Below are 21,206 nucleotides of genomic sequence, written 5' to 3'. Positions count from 1 at the left end.
AAAAACGGGCAGAAATTTCTGCCCGTTTTTTATTTTTATAATAATTTGATTTTATCGTCTGAGATATCGATGATCTTATCTTTATAAAGTCCTCCGATTGCTTTCTTAAAGTTTTTCTTACTCATCTGAAGCTCATCTTTAATCTCTTCAGGAGAAGATTTATCGGACACATACAAAAGTCCGTAATTTTCTTCCAGTTTATTCAGAATCTTCTGTTTGAACTCATCAATATTTTCAAAACCTTCCGGCTGCAAAGAAACATCTATTTTACCGTCCTCACGGATAGCTTTGATGTATCCTGTTTCTTCTGACAATGGATACAGTTTTTTGAAAACATCGGAAGCATAAATCAAACCAATGTATTTTTTGTTGATGATCACGTTCCAACCCAGTTCACTTTCGTTCATCATAATCAGATCTACTTTGTCACCTTTTTTGAACGGAAGATCATCATACTGAGGATTTCTTTTGAACTTCGTGGTACCGGTAATCAGTTCCATATCTTCGTCTACATAGATATAGACCAGATATCTTTTTCCTTCGATGATTTTGGTTTTCTGCTGCTTGTAAGGAATAAATAAATCTTTAATGATTCCCCAATCCATAAAAGCTCCGCTAGGAAGGCTTTGTACACAGCTCATTACTGCAAATTCACCTACTTCAGCCAAAGGAATTTCAGTGGTTGCTTTTAATTTATCGTCATCCTGATATACAAAAACTTCAACTTCTTCACCTGTTTCTTTTTCTTCCTGAATAAAGATTTTAGGCAGAAAAGCCTTCTCACCGGATTCATCTACGAGGATCCATCCTGAATTAATTTTTTCTGAAATTGTTAAAGTTTGAGTTCTTCCGAGTTGCATTGATGATAAAATTAGCTGACAAAGGTACGGAAATTTGAAGATGCTATCCTAGTCAATGCTATTATAATTCTTTAAAGGTCCATCTTCATCTTTTGTAAAGCCTCTGAAACCTTTATATTTGAACAAAAATAATCATGAGAAAATTGATAATCCTACCTCTTATTTTTTTAACGTTTTTTCAAATGCTCAGCTGCTGAAAAAAACAGCACTGGGTATTTCTTACCGTTATACCGGAAGAAATGTTCTTCAGGCAGGATTAGAATACAGATTGGGTGAAACCTATGATGGTTCCATTATCGTTGGCCCTTCCCTGCTTTATACCAGAGCTGACCAAACTGATAAATTCATCCCGGAGATCCATATTAATTTTTTACGTTTCGGGCAAATGTTTGGAGTATCAGCTAATCCATATTCATTGGAACCGAGAATAGGTTTTTCGTTATTTAATGCAATATTTCTCAATACAGGATATGCTTTTCCCATTCATAAAGAAAAATATTTTAAAGGGATAACTTTTGGGATCCAGTTCAACATTGCACCAAAACATTCTAAGTTTTATGACCATCTGAAAATGATATAAACAGTTATTGGTTTATAGATGAATTTTTTTTCAAAACCAAGTTCCGTTCTTTATAGCAAAAACGTATAAAAAGGGCTGTCTCCAAAAGAAACAGCCTTTAATTTTAAATATTTAAATGATTAAATCTTTTAATCAGATATTACATATGAATAGGTCTTTTTGCTGTAGCATCCAATGCAGCTTCTTTGATAGCTTCTGCATAGGTTGGGTGAGCGTGAGAACTTCTTGCGATGTCTTCAGCGCTTGCACGGAATTCCATAGCAATTACCCCTTCTGCAATAAGGTCAGCAGCTCTTGCTCCTACGATGTGCATCCCTAAAACCTCATCAGTTTTTTCGTCTGCAATAATCTTCACAAGACCGTCGATATCACCACTTGCACGGCTTCTACCCAAAGCTCTCATCGGGAAAGATCCTACTTTGTAAGCAACACCTTCTTCTTTCAGCTGCTCTTCAGTTTTACCAACTCCAGCAACTTCCGGCCATGTGTACACAACACCAGGAATCAGGTTATAGTTGATGTGAGGTTTTTGTCCTGCCAATGTTTCAGCAACGAAAACTCCTTCTTCTTCAGCTTTGTGAGCAAGCATAGCTCCTTTGATAACGTCACCGATCGCATAGATATTAGCAACATTAGTCTGCAGGTGATCGTTTACTTTTACTCTTCCTCTTTCGTCAAGCTCTACACCTGCTTTTTCAAGACCAAGACCGTCTGTATAAGGTTTTCTACCTACAGAAACCAAACAGTAATCTCCTTCTACAACTACTTCTTCACCTTTTTTATCTTTAGCCGTGATCTTTACAGTATCTCCGTTTCTTTCAACTGCAGAAACCGCAGTGGAAAGCATAAACTTCATTCCTTGTTTTTTAAGAACTTTAGTCAATTCTTTGCTTAAAGCTCCATCCATTCCAGGGATGATTTTATCCATAAATTCAACAACAGTTACCTGTGCTCCTAATCTTAAGTATACCGAACCTAGTTCAAGACCGATAACTCCACCTCCGATTACTACTAAATGCTTAGGAATTTCTTTAAGGTTTAAAGCTTCCGTAGAAGTAATCACTCTTTCTTTGTCTAAAGAGATGAAAGGCAGTGTAGATGGTTTAGAACCTGTTGCAATGATGGTATATTTAGACTCGATCGTTTCTGAAGAACCGTCATTTTTAGTCACTTTAATCTGAGTAGCAGATTCGAAGCTTCCTACTCCTTCAAAAACAGTAATCTGATTTTTGTTCATCAGGTAGCTGATTCCGTCAGTATTCTGCTTGATCACTTCGTTTTTACGTTCGATCATTCTGGCAATATCCGCTTGCGGCTCGTTGATGATGATTCCGTGACCTGCAAAATTGTGTTTTGCATTTTCGAAATGCTCAGAGCTGTCAAGAAGCGCTTTTGACGGAATACATCCAACGTTAAGACAAGTTCCGCCTAAAGTTGAATATTTTTCAATAATTGCTGTTTTGAAACCTAACTGTGCTGCACGGATAGCAGCAACATAACCACCGGGACCAGAACCTATTACGGTAACATCGAATTGACTCATGTTATTGTATGAATTTGTTTATTATTATCTATCTTAATTCTCACAAATTTACATATAAATTACCAAGCACCAAAGTGAGTTTTATCAATTTTAAAAATGATAATTATATGCTCTAGTTTTATGAAAAGTATTATTTTATGAATTTTATATTTTCTTCATTGCCTTCCTTCAGATAAATTGCGGTAAATACAAGCGGTTTTTCAGCTGATGCATTATCAAAATGAAGGATTTTTACATTTTTAGGTTCGTAAAAAGCATCTCCTGTATGAAGTACCACTTTCTCATGTCCTTCTATTTGAAAAACGGCTTCTCCGGAATTAATGATTCCTAAAACGGGACAGGGATGCAGATGCTCGGGAGCTCCTTGTCCTGCAGCCATAGTTATTTCCTGAATCTCTGTGGATTTTACTTTCTGATCAAGAGCAGTTTTTAATAATTCTTTTCTGGAGATGGTCTTCTGCTGAGCAATCATAACAACAGAGTTCAGCATTAAAACAGCGAAAATAAGTGGCTTCATAGATCGGTATTAATTGTAAGAAATCAGTATAGCAAGATTATATATTCAACTTTCCTTGTCCAATGGTTCCCGTACTTTCAAAAAATGAGCCTCCATAGACATACCATTCAAGGCTTTCCAGATATTCTACTGCATTTTCCGGAGTGATGTTGGGACGGTCTTTTTTCGAAACAATTCCTTTATACCATCTCCCTGATTTAGGATAATGCTCATATTCCACAAAATAATGAATCCATATTCTTTGGCACAACTTGCACTGTTGAATCGTTACTTCTCCATATCTTCCGTTGGTATGATCAATTCCTAATGCTGAGCTTCTATATTCTGTATAGCTGGAGTTCGGTTTCTCGCAGGCGCATCCTAATTTTTGGATTTTATTCATGAATAAAATTGTTTTTCAGATAAAATTTGTAGCCTCAAAAGTAAGAAATTAACAGTCTATAAAGCAAATGGAGTCATTATGGTTTGATCAGATCCAATAAGACCTTTTCATATTTATCCAGAATAATATTCTTCGAGAACCTTGATTTAATAGAATTTTTTACAGCATCCCGATTATAATTGCCCTGAAGTATTCTTACAATTTCCTGGGCAAACCTGTCATGGTTCTCAATATCTGCAATCTCTCCATTTATATTATGCTGAATAATCTCATTAATTCCTCCGGGACAGTTGTTGGCCAAAGAATAAGTTCCGCAGGCACCAGCTTCCAGAAGAACGTTGGGAAAGCCTTCGTATCTTGAAGAAAGCACAAATAAATCCGCATATTTCAGATACTGGTATGGATTTTCCTGTCTGCCGTGAAAAATTACTTTTTTTAATCCTAAGAGCTCCTTGGTCTGAAGCAGCAGATCTTTATCTTTTCCATCTCCTAAAATATGAAGCATAATGTTTTCATTCTTCAGCCTTGAAAAAACTTTCAGCAAGTTATCAAACCCTTTTCTGGAAGACAGATTTCCAATGGCCACTACATTTTTATAATTGTATTTGAAACATTCAGGTTTTAAAGAAATAGCCATTTTATCTTCAATAAAATCAAAGTCTACAGGATTATTGATCTTGACAATTTTTTTCTTTTTAATATTAAAATTATCGACAAGATCTTTCATCATATCATCGCTTTGAGCAATGATTTTCTGATAGTTGTTGTAAAAATTATAGAAAAACTTAATCTCTTTGCGGGTTACATGCTGTGTAACAACATTAGTTTCCCTCGCAATAAATTTCGTTCTTGGAAACAGTTTTATAAACAGGGATAAATAAGCATTTACCTCACCAAAACCCGAAAAGACAATATCCGGTTTTCTTCTGTAGATTTCTCCTAAAATAGGTCTTAATGAATGTCTTATTCTTTCAGTATTGATATCGATAATTTCGACATCTTTTTTCAGAAAATTCAAATATCCGCCCTGCTTACGTAGCAGCAAAATCTTAGGCTCAAACCGATCTCGGGAGAGATGATTCGCAATAGTTGTAACAATCCTTTCTGCACCCCCGGTTTCTAAGTCCGGCAGAATAAATATGACAGATATTTTTTTCATCAGTGTAAAGTTAGTAAAAAGTTTTGTTAACCTTCAAGCCTAACTCGTTAAATAAAGGAATAATTTCGTTAATATTTCCAACACTTAGAAAGGCATACTTATCTTCAGTAAAATTGACTCCTCTTCTCTTAAAAAAAGAAAAACTTTCATCATTTTTACCGAAAAAAGTCTCAGGTTCACCAAAAATGATATTACCAAAATGTTTAGTATTCATTTCGGCATTTACTTCCTTTATTTCATTCTATTCCTTATACTTTACAATCTTCCCATTTTCCTTTTCAACAATAGCTATTCTTTGATTTGTAATTACATAATAATTGTTTTTCAGTCTCCAATACTTTACAATCCATCTTAAAAAAGCAACATATAAAGCATTACAAAAAACACCAAATCCTATTATTGAAAAGAGCCAAAAGCTGGAATTTAAACTACTTGTAATGAAAAACATACCTATTGCAAGGTAGAATACAGAAAAAGCTATCCTCAACTTTTCTGTCATATTAAAAAAGAAACTCTTCTTAGGAAGAATTTCTTTTAAAATTATTTCGTTATTGTTTAGAGTCATTTTAGTTCGCTACGTCACTGATGAATTTAATTCTCAACATTCTCACTTCTTCATCAGATAATTCATCCCCGAATTCATCCAGCAATACCTTCATGCTGTCGCTTTCAGATTCGTTCATGAATTCCATGAATCCGTCTACAATGTCCTCGTCGAAATTATCTTCAATGTAATAATCGATATTGAGTTTGGTGCCCTGGTAAACAATCCTTTCCATCTCTTTCAGGAGTTCATCCATAGAAAGGTTTTTAGCTCTTGCTATATCTTCAAGATCAATCTTTTTATCAGTACTTTGGATAATGAAAACTTTATGGCTTGATTTATTGGCCACCTGTTTTAATACCATATCCTGGGTACGTTCGATATTGTTATCTTCTACGTATGTTTTGATGTAGTCTGCGAATTCTTTACCGTATTTTTTGGCCTTTCCTTCCCCTACTCCGTAGATTTTGGTAATTTCATCTACCGTAATCGGATACTGAACCGTCATATCTTCCAAACTTGGATCCATAAACACCGTATATGGTGGAATTCCATGTTTTTTAGCGACTTTTTTCCTCAGTTCTTTCAACAGGTTAAAAAGATTCTGATCCAGACCTCCTCCAGCCTGCTGCTGTACCTGATCACTCTCAGCTTTCGCCTGGGTAAGATCAAATTCTCTGTCTTCAGCAATTAAAAAGGTATCTTTAGATTTGCCATTCAGAACACTTTTCCCTTTCTCTGTAATTTTTAAAACCCCATAGGTTTCAATATCTTTCTGTAAAAAATTCTGAACAGTCGCTTGCCTTAAAATTGTTTTCCAATAATTATCTTTTTCATCCTTTCCAAAGCCAAAGTGAGAACTTTGTTCAAGTTTATAGGATTTCGTCACTGCATTTTCTTTTCCTACAATGACGGATATCAGATCTTTTGATTTGAACTTCTCGCCTGTATCTCTAATCAGCTCCAGGGCCTTTTTTAAATCGGCAGTAGCATCTTTCAATTTTGGTGGATTGGATGAGTTGTCACACATCTTTGCTCCGTCTCCGTTCACAGGATCGAAACTTTCTCCAAAATAGTACAGGATATATTGTCTTCTGCTCATGGAAGTTTCAGCATAGCCCACCACTTCATTCAGAAGCTGCAATCCGATTTCTCTTTCAGAAACAGGCTTCTGTGCCAGGAATTTTTCCAGTTTTTCGATATCCTTCGGATCATAGAATGCCAGGCAGTGGCCTTCTCCTCCGTCTCTTCCAGCTCTTCCTGTTTCCTGGTAATAACTTTCCAGTGATTTCGGGAAGTCGTAATGGATCACAAAACGTACATCCGGTTTATCAATTCCCATCCCGAAGGCAATAGTGGCTACAATAACATCTACCTCTTCCATCAGGAATTTATCCTGATTTGCTACTCTTACTTTTTGGTCAAGACCGGCGTGATAAGGCAGGGCGTTGATTCCGTTCACCTGCAGAAGCTGGGCAAATTCTTCCACTTTTCTACGGCTCAGGCAGTATACAATTCCTGATTTTCCTTTATGCTGATTGATAAATTTTACAATTTCCTTATCTACATTGATTTTAGGACATACTTCGTAATAGAGATTAGGACGGTTAAAGCTTTCTTTAAACACCAATGCATTGGTCATTCCTAAAGTTTTCTGAATATCATCCTGAACCTTAGGAGTAGCAGTAGCCGTTAAAGCAATCACCGGTACATTGGCGATTTTGTCTATAATCTGTTTCAGATTTCTGTATTCCGGTCTGAAATCATGTCCCCACTCTGAAATACAGTGAGCCTCGTCGATAGCAAAGAAAGAAATTTTCACTTCTTTCAAAAAATCCAGGTAATCATCTTTAATTAATGATTCAGGAGCTACATACAGAAGCTTGGTTTTGCCGCTTTTGATATCGTCAAAAACCTGTTTGGTCTGCGTTTTGTTTAATGATGAATTCAGTACGTGTGCTACCCCATCATCAGATGAAAGGCCGTTCACGGCATCTACCTGATTTTTCATCAACGCTATCAGGGGCGAAACTACTATTGCCGTTCCTTCCGAAATAAGAGCCGGAAGCTGGTAACATAATGATTTCCCGCCACCTGTAGGCATTAAAACAAATATATCCTTCCCATTCAATAGGTTATCTATAATCTGTTCCTGCTGGCCCTTAAATGTAGAAAACCCAAAATACTTTTTCAATTCGCCTGATAAATTGGCTTTTTTTGCGCTCATCTAATTTTCTATTGCTAAATTTGCATCTCACCCAAAGTTATAAAAATTCTGCTTAAAATAAAAGCGAACGAATTTATAAAAAATAAAATTTATATTAAATATTCTTTTTAAAATATAACATTTTTTAGGAACTTTTTTGTATACCTTATCATCGTAAAATGGATAGAACCAACATTATATCAATTGCAAAAAGCACTTTAGAAATAGAAATTTCTGAACTTGAAAAATTAAAAAACAGAATTGATGACGAATTTGCCAGTGCAGTAGAGATCATTCATTCGGCAAAAGGGAAGCTCATTGTGGTAGGAATTGGAAAATCTGCGCATGTGGGTAACAAAATTGTTGCTACATTAAACTCAACCGGTACGCCTTCACAGTTTTTGCATGCTTCGGAAGCGATTCATGGTGATCTTGGAGTTATTCAGAAACAGGACGTGGTTTTGTGTATCTCAAATTCAGGAAATTCTCCGGAAATTGCCAATCTGGTTCCTTATTTAAAAGATTACTCTTCTTCTTTAATTGGCATGACCGGAAACAGATCCAGTAAACTGGCAGAATTTTCGGAAGTTATTTTGGATACTCATGTTGATATCGAAGCCTGCCCGAATAAACTGGCTCCCACCAGTTCTACTACAATACAAATGGCATTGGGCGATGCGCTAGCTGTTGCTTTAATGGAACTGAATGATTTCAAAGCGAATGATTTTGCCAAATTCCACCCGGGAGGAAGTTTAGGAAAAAACCTGACATCAAAAGTAGAACAGTTCCTTTCTTCTCAAAAGCCTCAGGTTACGGAAGATTCTTCAATAAGAGATGTCATTATTTCCATCAGTGCCTCGAGCCACGGAATCACGGTGGTAACGAATGGAGACCAGATTATTGGCGTTATTACAGACGGAGATTTAAGAAGAATGCTGATGAAAGGAGAAGATATCAGTAAGGTGTCAGCAAAAGATATCATGTCTGCCCGTCCGAGAACAATTGAAAAGGGTGCTTTGGCTAAAGAAGCCATGAAAATTCTGAAAGAAAATAATATCGGCCAGCTTGTAGTAACGGAAAACGGGAAGTATTTTGGGATTATCGATCTGCATAAACTGTTAGACGAAGGAATTAATTAGAACTTATAAATCAGAGGAGATGTTAAACTGAGGAATGATTTTGCGGATTACAGGTAAAATCTAACTAATCATTCACAGACTCTTGCTTCTGTCATTTTTTTTATAAATTTGCGCTTTAAAATTTTATTCTGTGAGTGAAGGTAAAGACATGTCCTTTCTTGGGCATATAGGAGAATTAAGAGGGCACCTGATCCGATCGATTATTGCTATCATAGTTGCCGCTTTTGTGGTAGGCTTTAACATCAACTGGATTATGGACCATATCTTTTTTGGCCCTACCAGAAATGATTTCCCTACCTTCAGACTTGTAAATCATTTTTCAAGAATGATTTTAGGTGAAGACAGTATTCATCTTCCAAAGGACTTTCCTGTTCGTGTACAAAGATTGTATCAGCAGTTCAATGTCATGATGGCTGTTTCAATTTTTGGCGGAATGGTAGCGGCATTTCCCTATATTGTATGGGAACTGTGGCGTTTTATCAGTCCGGCTTTACATCCGAGAGAGAAAAAAAATTCTATTTATATTATTAATGCGGTATGGATGCTTTTTATGACCGGAGTTTTATGCGGTTATTTTCTTATCCTTCCGTTTGCAGTCAATTTCGGAGTTATTTTTAAAATCTCAGATATTATTGTTCCCCTTTATGATTTAAGTGATTATACCACATTATTTTTACAGGTGGTGTTGGGTATGGGTGTTATTTTCCTTTTCCCGATTCTGATCTATTTCCTTACCAGCATTGGAATTCTTACGCCTGCGTTCATGAAAACTTACCGTCGCCATGCCATTGTATTAATTATGGTAGTAGCTGCAATCATTACTCCGGCAGACGTTTTAAGTATGCTGATGGCCGCATTCCCGCTGTTGATTTTATATGAATTCAGCATCATGATGTGTACATTCACTTATAAAAAAGTACAGAAAAACAACGCAAATCTTCCTGCAGTACAGAAATAAACAGTATTTTTTACTCATAAAAGCATATGCGCTACTATTCAGTTGAATAGTAGCGCTTATTTTATATAAAAATATTAATCTTAATTAGATTTATTCTTAATTTAATTAAAACAACAACAAAATTTAACCAAAAATATAAAGTTTAGAATAATTAACACAGTTATATCAACATTTCTTTTAAAAAAATACGCTATCTTTAAAAACTTTAACAACAATCAATAAAAATATGAAAAAGAAAATTATTTTCGTCTGTGCACTGGCTTTAAGTCTGGGCGGTTTGCAGGCACAACGCTGGGAACCTGTCTCGGAAAAAATTACCCCGATAAGAAAGGAAGTAAAGGTAGAATATGCTTACAAATTTGATCTTTCTGCACTAAGAAATCAACTAAAGGATGTTCCTGAAGCAGGAAAAGGAGGAAACGCTGTAATCGTTTCTATCCCTACAGCAGATGGAAGAATTGAAAGGTTTTCGGTTTACAGTTCGCCCGTAGTTGAAAAATCAATGGCAGACCGATACGAATTGGGAGCATATGCCGGTATCGGGTTAGATAATCCACATAAACAAATCCGGTTCAGTACAGCACCTAATGATTTCCAATCTATGACATTCGATACTGATTCAGGAAAATACGAATTTATAGAACCGATCAATAAAGAAAAGGATGTATACGGGGTCTTTTTCAAATCCAACAAATCCCATGAAGACCCTTTCGAATGCAGAACTGCTGAGCCTGAAAAGGCAAAGAAAGAAATGAATAAGCTTCTTAAAACAAAAAATGTTTTGAAAGGATTAGGTAATGCTAATAAAAGTAACGAACAAAAATACAGAACCTATAGAATTGCCATCTCGGTAAACGGTGAATATACACAGCTTGCCGGAAGTGTTCCTTTGGCAGCAGCACGTATTAATGCTACGATGAACCGTGTAAATGGTGTTTTTGAAAAAGATTTTGGGATCCACATGATCGTACAGGATCTTCCACAACTTATATTTGCAGATCCCGCTACAGATCCTTATTCGAATGTAATTACCAATTCAAATGGTACCTATAGCGCTCCCGCAGCATGGAACCTTCAGCTTCAGCAAACCCTTACCAATACCGCTGGTGTAGGTAACGCTGCCTATGATATAGGACATTTCTTTGGCCACAGAGGTGGTGGAGGCAGTGCCGGAGATGTGGGAAATGTCTGCAGAAATCCTGAAAACAACAATGATGCGACTTCCAAAGGAGCGGGAATCACTTCTCCTTCTACTCCGGATCAGCCTTTTGGAGATAATTATGATATCGATTTTGTAGCTCATGAAATTGGTCACCAGTTTGGTGCTGCACACACCATGTCTATTGCTTTGCACGGAGCCCACATGGAGCCGGGATCAGGATCTTCGATTATGGGATATGCCGGTATTACCAACTATAATGTTCAGATGCATTCTGATGCTTATTTCCATACCAAAAATATTGAAGAAGTAGGAGCCTACGTTAATGCTCAGGACTGTGGAATTATTACAAATGTGGCAAATACACCACCTTCTATTCAGCCAATGGCTAATAAAATGATCCCTAAAGGAACAGCTTTTGTGTTAACAGCTTCTGCAACAGATACACAAAATGATCCGATGACCTATACCTGGGAACAGTATGATCTGGCTACGTCTGCTTTTGGTCCGGTAAGTGCAACCAGAAATAATGGTGCGAATTTCAGATCTCTGATGCCTACCACTTCCCCTACCCGTTATTTCCCTAAATTCACCAACGTTCTTAATGGTACTCTTACCAGCCCTACAGACTGGGAAACTGTATCCAATATCCCAAGAACCATGAATTTCAAGGTAACAGTGAGAGATAACAATCCGGATGCTGCACAGCAACAGACACAAAGCAGTCTGATGAAAGTAGACATAGGAAATGAAGGTCCTTTCAAAGTAACTTCAACCACCGTTTATAATAATACGCCTGGAGCGGTTACCTGGGATGTTGTCAACACGAATAATGCTCCATACAATGTTCAGAATGTTAAAATAGATTATACTACAGATAATGGAACGACATGGACAGTTATCAGTCCATCTACTGCCAATGACGGATCTGAGCCGTTTTCATTCTCTTCTCTGGCTACAGGTACCGGTGTAAAAATAAGAGTAAGTGCCATTGATAATGTATTCTATGCCATTGGGAATGCTACTGTTTCCGCATCAGCGGGCGCCTGTACAACATCTGCTCCTACAGGAGTTACGGTAAGTGGTATTACCAGAACATCTGCATCTGTAAACTGGACAGCGTTAGTTGGAGCAACGTATTCTGTACAGTACAGAAAAGTGGGGACAGCCACATGGACTACCATTCCTGTTTCAACAAATTCTTATACTATTTCAGGGCTTACAGAAGCTACTCAATATGAAGTACAGATAGCCAATGTCTGCGGAGGTTCGGTTGGTTCTTATTCAGCATCAACAAATTTTACCACATTATCATTTACCAAATGTTCAATCACAGGAACAAATGCTGCTGACGAGTATATTTCCAATGTTACAGTAACCGGTGCGGGTATGAGCCCTGTTTCAAATAGCAGCAGCAATACACCTTATACAGACTATACTACAGATCCTTCAAAACTGATTACGCTGATGTCCGGATCTACAGGAAATAATGTAAGTATCACCAAAGGATGGACAGGTTCTCAGTATAACGACGGAGTAACCGCCTGGATAGATTTTAACAAAGACGGAGTATTCTCTTCTTCTGAAGTCATCTATACCAGTGCACCTAGTATCTTATCACCTGTTTCCGGAACATTCTCTGTACCGGCAGACGCGTATACGGGAGGAAACGTTATTATGAGAGTTGTATTAGGATATGAAAGCCAGCCAAGCAGCGGATGCAGCAACCAGCAATATGGTGAGGTTGAGGATTATCCGGTGTTGATTCAGCAGCAGCTTTCCACGAGTGAGACAGTGAAAGATAAGAGTTCAATCCAGATCTACCCTAACCCGGCAAGTGATATATTGAATGTAACTGAAATCTCATCTAAAGCTCAGTTTGTCATTACGAATATGGCCGGTCAGAAAGTAATGAACGGACCAATTAATGATCATAAGATCTCTGTTTCAAAATTAACAACAGGAACTTATATTATTTCAATTGAAGACAAAGGAACGACTTCAAATCTGAAATTCATCAAAAAATAAAACCTAACCCGTTTTTAGAGCCCGGCAATGACCGGGCTTTTTTTATGCCTTTCTAAAATCTGTATTTAATTTGATTTCCGGCATCGGGCTATTAATTTAATTTTATACTTTTGAAAAGATTTAATAACAGTTTACATGAAAAAATTGTCATACACACTCTTATTTGCATCAGGACTGGTTTTCGGACAGTTCTTTGAAAAAGATAAGACTTTCACCAAACAGGATACTTTAAAGGGTTCCAATACCGAGTTCAGAAATTTTTGGGATGTCAAAAAATATGACCTTTCCGTAGAACCGGACTTTGAGCAGAAAAGTATCAAAGGAAATAATAAAATCAGTTTTGAGATTATAAAAGATATTGCCAATCCTGTATTTCAGATTGACCTTCAGCAGCCTATGAAAGCTGACAAAGTGGAAGGAAACTTTCCTATCGCCAATTACAGACAGGATGGAGACTTTATTTTCATTACAGGGAATAAAAAATTCAAAAAAGGTGAAAAATATACGATTAACGTCATCTATTCCGGAAACCCAACCATTGCTAAAAACGCGCCCTGGGATGGCGGATGGGTTTTCACTAAAGATGAGAAAGGAAATCCATGGATGACTGCTGCTGACGAAGGCATAGGAGCTTCCATATGGCTTCCTACCAAAGATATCTGGAGTGATGAACCTGACAACGGAATCATCATGAAAATTATAACTCCTAATGATCTGGTAGGTGTGGGTAACGGCAGACTCACTGATAAAAAAACAGCCGGAAATAAAACTACTTATACCTGGGAAGTTAAAAATCCTATCAATGCCTACTCCATTATCCCCAGTATAGGAAAGTACGTCAATTTTAAAGATGTATTTGAAGGCGAAAAAGGAAAACTGGATCTGGATTACTGGGTAATTGACTATAATCTGGATAAGGCAAAAAAACAGTTTCAGCAGGTGAAGCCTATGCTTTCCGCATTTGAATACTGGTTTGGCCCGTATCCGTTTTATGAGGATTCATACAAACTTGTAGAATCTCCTCACCTTGGTATGGAACATCAGAGTAATGTAGCCTATGGAAACAAATATCAGAACGGCTATTTGGGCAGAGATCTTTCCGGGACAGGTGTGGGGCTGAAATGGGATTTCATTATTATTCATGAAAGCGGCCACGAATGGTTCGCCAATAATATCACAGCAAAAGATCAGGCTGATATGTGGATCCATGAAAGTTTCACCAATTATTCCGAGACTCTTTTCACGGAAAAATATATGGACAAAAAATCTGCTGACACCTATGTTCAGGGGATCAGGAAATTGATAGACAATGACATTCCTATTATCGGCCGTTATGGTGTAAGAAATGAAGGCAGCGGAGATATGTACCCGAAAGGAGCCAATATGCTTCACACGATAAGACAGGTTATCCATAATGATGAAAAATTCAGACAGATTTTAAGAGGTTTGAATAAAGATTTTTATCATCAGACGGTTACCACACAACAGGTAGAAAATTATATCTCCTCAAAATCGGGAATCGATTTTTCAACGGTATTTGATCAGTACCTGAGAACAATAAAAATTCCAACCCTTGAGTATGCCCAGGATGGTGATACTTTAAAGTTCCGGTATACCGATGTGGTAAAAAACCTGAAATTACCAATCATCATCAATGGTGATCAGACCATAACTCCAACGGAAGAATGGCAGACTGTAAAGCTTAAAAAGAGTACTCCGGTTGAACTAAACCCGAACTATTATATCAATTATAAGGAAACGAAATAAAGAAAAAGGCAAATCCGCACATCAGCAGATTTGCCTTTTCGCTTTTTTAACCTTGAAATTTTAAGAAAAGTTTAATACTTTCTTCGTAACAAATTCAGAAAAAAAGCAACTATTTAACTATTAATTTAAACCTAATGAGAAAAACAGTACTTAGCCTTGGTATTTTTGCTGCTTTTTTAGCAAATGCACAGTCTATAAAAACCACTATTGACCTTGTCAACGTAAAAGATGATAAAGTAGCCGTTACCATGGAGTTCCCAAAAATGAAATCCGGTGACATTAAATTTCATTTCCCTAAAACAGTTCCGGGTACTTATTCTGTAGACGACTACGGAAGATTCATCGAAGGAATCAAATTTTACGATAATAAAGGAAAAGAGCTTACTTATACTAAAGTAAATGACAATACCTATTCATTGAAAAATGCTCAGGGTCTTTCCAAAATCTCTTATCTTGTAAATGACAGTTTTGATGATGAATTGGATACCTCTAAGCATAAAGCCGTATTTTCTCCTTCAGGAACTGATATTGAAGAAGGAAAGATATACATGATCAATACCCACGGATTTATCGGATATATCGAGAACATGCAGGATGTTCCTTATCAGCTTGTCATTCAGAAACCCACTGATTTCTACGGAACGACAGCGCTGGTAGATCAGGATAAATCTGAATCAACAGATACCTATACTCTTGCCAACTATGCTAAGGTGACCGATTCACCATTAATGTATACAAAGCCGGATTATATTACCTTCAATGCCGGAGGAATGGATCTAGTGCTAGGCGTTTATTCTCCGACAGGAAAGTATAAAGCTGCCGATTTCAAAGAAAATCTTGAAAAAATGGTGGTTGCCCAAAAGAAATTCCTGGGCGATATGAACACGAATAAAAAGTATGCTATCATGCTTTACCTTTCCGGTGGTGACGGACCAAGAATCAAAGGTTTCGGAGCATTGGAACACCACGAATCGACAAGTGTGGTACTGCCTGAAGCAATGCCGAAGGATGCCATTGACAATACCATTACAGATGTCGTTTCCCACGAGTTTTTCCATACGGTAAACCCTCTGAAAACCCATTCCGAAGAGATTCATTATTTTGATTATGCAGATCCGAAAATGTCTCAGCACTTATGGATGTATGAAGGCGGAACAGAATATTTTGCCAACTTATTCCAGATCCAGGAAGGTTTGATCAATAAAGATCAGTTCCTTGAAAGAATTGGTGAAAAAATTGCCAATTCCAAGAGCTATGACGATACAATGCCATTTACAGTAATGAGTAAAAATGTATTGGTAGAGCCTTATAAAGATCAGTACAGAAACGTCTATGAGAAAGGAGCTCTTTTAGCCATGTGCTTAGACATCGAGCTTAGAAAATTGTCCAACGGAGAAATGGGATATAGGGATATGATCAGAAAATTGTCTCAGAGATTTGGTGAAAACAAACCTTTCAAAGATGATAAACTGATTGACGAATTGGTAACAGTTACCGGATATCCTCAGGTAAAAGAATTCTACAACAAATATATCGCAGGAAACCAGCCAACACCTTATGCACAATATCTGAGCATGGTAGGGGTGGATATTAAAAAGCAGGAAAGCCAGCCTTTGTTCTGGTTTATCAAAGACCCGAACCAGACAGGTTTTGATGAAAAGACCAATGCTTTTGCTTTTGATGAACATTCTGCGCTTTCTCCGTTTGCGAAAAGTATCGGATTTAAAATCACAGACCAGGTACTTGCTTTAGACGGAAGAACGGTAGATATCAAAAAGGTACAGGATTTTATTGGTTATACAAGAACCATTAAAGAAGGACAGGAAGTTACGGTAACCATTCTAAGAGACAATGCCGGCAAAAAAGAGAAAATGACATTGAAAGGAAAGGCTATTCTGGATAAAATGACCATGGAAACACTTTCTTTCAAAGCGAATCCAACACCGGAAGAACTGAAACTGCAGACTCAGTGGCTTACAGGTAAAAAATAAAGTGAAAAGCGGGGAAAATTTCCCTGCTTTTTATTTTTATCAGCTTTATCTTGATACAAACCTAACAGGTTTTGAAAACCTGTTAGGTTTCTTATTGGCCCTAATTTCAACGAGAATCAATCCTCTTTTCTGATCGTAATCCTGAAAGTACTCCCCTTTCCTACTTCAGTCTGGGAAATCTTAATATCTCCATTGTGGTATTCATGAATAACTCTTCTTGCCAGTGACAATCCTAGTCCCCAGCCTCTTTTCTTGGTAGAATATCCGGGATTAAAAGCATTTCGTGCCTGCTGTTTAGTCATTCCGCTTCCATTATCTTTTACTTCAATTAAAATATTCTTATTTCTTTCAAAGACAGACATGGTAATAGAGCCTTCACCTTTCATCGCATCCACCGCATTTTTTACCAGATTTTCAATGACCCAGCTCATCAGAATTTTATTGTGAGGAACCAGAACGGTATACGTAGGAAGATTAAGCGTAAAATTGATCTTTCTGGAGATCCTTGTTTTTAAATAATCATAATTCTCCTGAATGGTTTCATTAAAATTTCTGTCATTCAGTTCTGGAACAGAACCTATTTTTGAGAATCGCTCTGAGATCGTTCTGAGTCTTTCAATATCTTTTTCTATTTCATGTACTCCTTCCGAATCCGGATTATCAAGCTTCATAATTTCCATCCACCCGATCATGGATGATAAAGGAGTTCCGATCTGATGTGCAGTTTCTTTAGCCAGACCCGCCCAAAGATATCCTTCATCCGTCTTTTTAATAGTTTTGAAAAACCAGAAAGAAAAACCAAAATACAGCAAAATAAACAACCCTAAAATATAGGGAGAATAGCGAAGATTATTAAGCAGACGCGAGTTGTCATAATAGACAAACTGATTATTTCCATCCGGCACTTTAATCTCGATAGGATCATAATTTTTCTCCATATTCCGGATCAGATCCTGTAGTTTTTCAGGATTCTTAATCGTACTTTCAGGAATATTTCTATAGTATCCGAGGTCAAGAATCGGGTTCTTATATTTGTCTGTTACAATAAACGGAATGGTATTGTTGATATTCAGGATATCCGGCAGCAGATCCAGAACATCAGTATCCGGAGTTTTAACCTCCTGTTGTATTCTTATCGCTTTGGAAAGAAGACTGATCCTTTTGATCTCCTCTTTTCTGAGAAAATTAATAAGCGATGTTGAAGCCACTACAATGGCGATCACCAAAGTAGTCATCACAACAAAAATGATCCAGTTATTCAGTCTGGTGAGGATGGATTTTCTCAAAGGTATTTTATTTTAAAACATTCAGGATTTTCTGCAGCTCAGTATTTCCGCTTCCCTGATAGTTGTTGATGATAATCGAAAATACATATTTTTTCCCATCTTTTGCGGTGTGGTATCCGGCAAAAGATTTGGTATCTCTCATGGTTCCGCTTTTCATTTTCATACCATTATCCTGAACCGGAAATCCATCATAGTACGCTTCAAACCATGATTGTTTTTTAGCATATAAAAGAGCCTGCACTTCTGCTTTTGCGGACACATAATTCTGGGGGGAAAGTCCGCTTCCATCTGCAAAGTTGATCATATTAGGATTAATTCCTCTTGATTTCCAGAATTCTTTCAGATAGGCAACTCCGCTTTTAAAGCTTGAATTTCCTTTTTTCTCTTTTCCTAATGTTTTAATTAATGTTTCTCCATACAGATTGATACTTTTTCTCAGAAACCAGTACACTATTTTATCAAGAGTCGGAGATTGATAAGTCAGGAGAATATTATTTTTTGGAGCTGATAAAGGATTTTTTCCATCTATTTCAAGCTGAGAATTCGTTACAGCTTTTCCAGAAAGTTCAATTCCTGATTCCTTAAGCCATTGTTTTACTTCTGCTGCCAGCTGTAGCGGCGGATTGGGAGCAGAACCGGAAACCGTTACTGTTTTTCCAGCCGGAAGCATTCCATTAATCAAAGCGACATCAGAATGAGGAGCGGTAAAGATCAAGCTTTGATCCGAGTTTCCTCCTGTTTTCAGATCATTCAGCCACTTTACACCCTCCAGCGGATAAGAAAAGCTTTTAAAATCGGTTCCATTAATATTGATATCAAACTGGTTCTCTTTCCAGTTGATTCCCCATACACCCGCACCATAGTAATTCCCCAGGTCATCCCACGGCCAGCCTCCCGGAATCGTTTGATGATCAAAATAAGAATCATCAATAATCAGATCACCGGATATTTTTGTTATCCCTGAATTTTTGATAGCATCAATCAGTTTCCTTTTAAAATTTTCGGGTTTATAGCCATCATATCTCCAGCTTCCCAAAGTAGGGTCGCCATTGGAGCTGATGAAAAGGTTTCCATTCAGCGTTCCTCCGGAGATATTTCCGGAATAGCTTGAAGTGGTGGTAAAAGTATAGTTTTTTCCTAAAGTTTCCAGTGCAGCTCCTGCCGTGAAAATCTTTTGTGTAGAGGCAGTAGAAAGACCTTTATTTCCCTGATATTCATATAAAAAGTTTCCGTTTTCATCGGAAACATAAAAAGATAAGCTGGAAGATACTGCTCCTGAAGAATCCATAAGATCCTTTGTTACTTTATCTAATTTTTGGGCTATATTCTGTGCAGCAACCATCTGTACAGAGAGTATGAGAACTGCAAATGTTTTTTTCATTACATTGTTATTTGGGTCTGCATGCAAAGGTTTCCAATACAGTTTACAAAGAGTATACGGACCTTTTTCTATTGATTTAAATTCTGATCAAATATAGTTAAAATAAAAGCTTTTCATACTCACTGAGCTCTTCGGAGGTGAAAAGTATCTGATGGCCAGGAGATTTTTCAAATGAACGATCATGTTTGAAATATTTCTCATAATCATCTTCATCTATAAAAATGTCCATCTGGCATTCCTTTATATAGTTTGATTTTTCCCCGTAATCCTGAATAAAATATCCTGAATCATTCCAGGGTTCATGATGACATCGCAGACAATTTCTTTGGTGCACAGCTTTATAACCGCATATTTCACAATTCCGAAGGTCCTGAAATATTGCTGAGATTTCATTCTGGTTTTCTTCTGGAAAAACAGACAGGGGAACGCTTCTCAAAAGCAGATAATAATTGGGTTCCTGCCATGAAAAATAAAAACTCTCTTCATGATGGGTATAAAGCCATAAACTCTGAAGATCATATTCAATCTCGGCTTTGGCAATATCTTTACTATTCAGAACGCTCTCATTATTTCTTTTGATATTCTGTTTATCATCAATCTCAATAACGGGCTGCTGCTCCAGAAAATGGTCCAGGCACAATGTTGTCTGCCATGAGCCTATTGCTCTCATTTTCCCTTCGCTGCCACAGATTTCACAAGTCTTTACCGATAATTTCGAATACTTATCTTTGATGTTTTTAAGCTTGTTATTGAGTATTTCATCCTCAGAATAGGTATAGCATCTCAATTCACCAAACTTCTCCTTTCCAAAGACACGGTATTCCATATTCCAGCCTGCCAAAGCAAATTCATACAGCAATTTCCGGATCAGTTCATTCCATCCGGTACTGTTCACTGAAAAGTTAGTGAGATTGCGTTCTATGAAAAGATGAATTTCATTTTCGCTCATTAAAGTCTGCTTCCTGCTTCTATTTCGTAAGGCTCTTTTCCTTTTTCAAAAATCCTTGTCAGTTCACTTCCTTCTACAGTAATGGAATCATTGGTTCTTCTGATCCAGTTCCCTTCTCTGAGACCAACCACTTTGATATCATTCTGGGTAAGAAACTCCTGAATACGGGTTTCTCTGGTTTCTCCATTATGTTTTAAGTCGGGATTAGGATCAAGATAATGCGGATTAATATTGAAAGGCACCAATCCCATACAGTCGAAACTTGGCGGATATACAATCGGCATATCGTTCGTTGTCTTCATATTCTGGCCTCCGATATTGCTTCCTGCGCTGCATCCGAGATAGGCTTTTCCTTTTGATACATTTTCTTTCAGGACAGACATCAGGCCTTCTTCATGTAATGTTTTAACCAATAAAAAGGTATTTCCGCCTCCTGTAAAGAAACCTTTTGCCTGATGAATGGCTTCCTTTTTATCTTCAAATTCGTGAAGACCTTTCACTTTTATATCGATGGTTTCAAAGAAAGAACGTGCTTTTGCGGTATAATCATCATGGGAAATTCCGCCTGGTCTTGCGAAAGGAATAAATACAATTTCATCAATTCCGTTATAAAGTTGGATTAATTCTTCTCTTAAGTATTCCAGATATTCTCCACCAAAAAGTGTAGATGTTGAAGCTAATATGATATTCATACCACGAAATTTATAAGTATTATTAAAAAACGAATCACAAAGATAGCCTCAAAGATCAACGAATC

The 21,206-nt window shown here is 37.2% G+C and carries 18 protein-coding genes; 6 read left to right on the top strand and 12 right to left on the bottom strand.

Annotated elements, in window-relative coordinates; all coding sequences use genetic code 11:
• Positions 1-35: 35 nt before the first annotated feature.
• Positions 36-860, bottom strand: a complete 825-nt coding sequence (locus tag AB1278_RS10815; protein WP_395973825.1) for a S1 RNA-binding domain-containing protein — start codon at positions 858-860, stop codon at positions 36-38.
• A 118-nt stretch (positions 861-978) separates the two neighbouring features.
• Between AB1278_RS10815 and AB1278_RS10810 the strand changes: the two genes are divergently transcribed.
• Positions 979-1,440, top strand: coding sequence for a hypothetical protein (locus AB1278_RS10810; protein ID WP_429814250.1), 462 nt, complete (start codon positions 979-981; stop codon positions 1,438-1,440).
• A 139-nt stretch (positions 1,441-1,579) separates the two neighbouring features.
• Here AB1278_RS10810 and lpdA read toward each other — a convergent pair whose 3' ends face one another.
• The 7 genes from lpdA to recQ form a co-directional block, all read right to left on the bottom strand.
• Positions 1,580-2,983 carry a dihydrolipoyl dehydrogenase gene (gene lpdA / locus AB1278_RS10805; RefSeq protein WP_047429636.1) on the bottom strand — a complete coding sequence of 468 codons (1,404 nt, stop codon included), beginning with the start codon at positions 2,981-2,983 and terminating at the stop codon, positions 1,580-1,582.
• Positions 2,984-3,113: 130 nt separating this feature from the next.
• A complete protein-coding gene (locus AB1278_RS10800; RefSeq protein ID WP_395973829.1) occupies positions 3,114-3,500 on the bottom strand; it encodes a cupin domain-containing protein in 387 nt (128 codons plus the stop codon).
• Between the two features lie 37 nt (positions 3,501-3,537).
• Positions 3,538-3,882 (bottom strand): hypothetical protein, encoded by a 345-nt coding sequence (locus AB1278_RS10795; RefSeq protein WP_202838800.1) that lies wholly within the window; start codon positions 3,880-3,882, stop codon positions 3,538-3,540.
• A gap of 76 nt (positions 3,883-3,958) precedes the next feature.
• Complete coding sequence (locus AB1278_RS10790; protein WP_202838799.1) at positions 3,959-5,041, bottom strand: glycosyltransferase; 1,083 nt, start codon at positions 5,039-5,041, stop codon at positions 3,959-3,961.
• A gap of 10 nt (positions 5,042-5,051) precedes the next feature.
• Positions 5,052-5,255, bottom strand: coding sequence for a hypothetical protein (locus AB1278_RS10785; RefSeq protein WP_202838798.1), 204 nt, complete (start codon positions 5,253-5,255; stop codon positions 5,052-5,054).
• 27 nt (positions 5,256-5,282) lie between these two features.
• Positions 5,283-5,606 carry a hypothetical protein gene (locus tag AB1278_RS10780; protein ID WP_202838797.1) on the bottom strand — a complete coding sequence of 108 codons (324 nt, stop codon included), beginning with the start codon at positions 5,604-5,606 and terminating at the stop codon, positions 5,283-5,285.
• 1 nt (position 5,607) lies between these two features.
• Positions 5,608-7,812, bottom strand: coding sequence for a DNA helicase RecQ (gene recQ, locus AB1278_RS10775; protein ID WP_202838796.1), 2,205 nt, complete (start codon positions 7,810-7,812; stop codon positions 5,608-5,610).
• A gap of 158 nt (positions 7,813-7,970) precedes the next feature.
• Here recQ and AB1278_RS10770 point away from each other — a divergent pair, with 158 nt between their 5' ends.
• The 5 genes from AB1278_RS10770 to AB1278_RS10750 all read left to right on the top strand — a co-directional run bounded on the left by AB1278_RS10770 (position 7,971) and on the right by AB1278_RS10750 (position 16,833).
• On the top strand, positions 7,971-8,930 hold the full coding sequence (locus tag AB1278_RS10770; protein ID WP_202838795.1) for a KpsF/GutQ family sugar-phosphate isomerase: 960 nt from the start codon (positions 7,971-7,973) through the stop codon (positions 8,928-8,930).
• A gap of 130 nt (positions 8,931-9,060) precedes the next feature.
• Complete coding sequence (tatC, locus tag AB1278_RS10765) at positions 9,061-9,888, top strand: twin-arginine translocase subunit TatC (protein WP_202838794.1); 828 nt, start codon at positions 9,061-9,063, stop codon at positions 9,886-9,888.
• A gap of 226 nt (positions 9,889-10,114) precedes the next feature.
• Positions 10,115-13,075, top strand: a complete 2,961-nt coding sequence (locus AB1278_RS10760; RefSeq protein WP_411413056.1) for a reprolysin-like metallopeptidase — start codon at positions 10,115-10,117, stop codon at positions 13,073-13,075.
• Between the two features lie 135 nt (positions 13,076-13,210).
• Positions 13,211-14,842 carry a M1 family metallopeptidase gene (locus AB1278_RS10755; protein WP_343640596.1) on the top strand — a complete coding sequence of 544 codons (1,632 nt, stop codon included), beginning with the start codon at positions 13,211-13,213 and terminating at the stop codon, positions 14,840-14,842.
• Positions 14,843-14,976: 134 nt separating this feature from the next.
• On the top strand, positions 14,977-16,833 hold the full coding sequence (locus tag AB1278_RS10750; RefSeq protein WP_202838791.1) for a PDZ domain-containing protein: 1,857 nt from the start codon (positions 14,977-14,979) through the stop codon (positions 16,831-16,833).
• A 116-nt stretch (positions 16,834-16,949) separates the two neighbouring features.
• On the opposite strand, the gene AB1278_RS10745 is transcribed toward AB1278_RS10750, so the two are convergent.
• The 4 genes from AB1278_RS10745 to pepE form a co-directional block, all read right to left on the bottom strand.
• Positions 16,950-18,119: a sensor histidine kinase gene (locus AB1278_RS10745; RefSeq protein WP_238349588.1), complete on the bottom strand. Its 1,170-nt coding sequence runs from the start codon at positions 18,117-18,119 to the stop codon at positions 16,950-16,952.
• Positions 18,120-18,126: 7 nt separating this feature from the next.
• A complete protein-coding gene (dacB, locus tag AB1278_RS10740; RefSeq protein ID WP_343640604.1) occupies positions 18,127-19,500 on the bottom strand; it encodes a D-alanyl-D-alanine carboxypeptidase/D-alanyl-D-alanine endopeptidase in 1,374 nt (457 codons plus the stop codon).
• Between the two features lie 97 nt (positions 19,501-19,597).
• Positions 19,598-20,449: a hypothetical protein gene (locus AB1278_RS10735; RefSeq protein ID WP_429814245.1), complete on the bottom strand. Its 852-nt coding sequence runs from the start codon at positions 20,447-20,449 to the stop codon at positions 19,598-19,600.
• Positions 20,449-21,141, bottom strand: a complete 693-nt coding sequence (gene pepE, locus AB1278_RS10730; RefSeq protein ID WP_110010963.1) for a dipeptidase PepE — start codon at positions 21,139-21,141, stop codon at positions 20,449-20,451. Before pepE ends, AB1278_RS10735 begins: the two co-directional genes overlap by 1 nt.
• Positions 21,142-21,206: the final 65 nt, after the last annotated feature.

Origin of the sequence: Chryseobacterium sp. NRRL B-14798, from assembly GCF_050470705.1 — a bacterium.
GTDB classification, from domain to species: domain Bacteria; phylum Bacteroidota; class Bacteroidia; order Flavobacteriales; family Weeksellaceae; genus Chryseobacterium; species Chryseobacterium cupriresistens.
The sequence above is the reverse complement of the archived record's forward strand: the minus strand, read 5'-3'. Positions and strand labels throughout refer to the sequence as shown.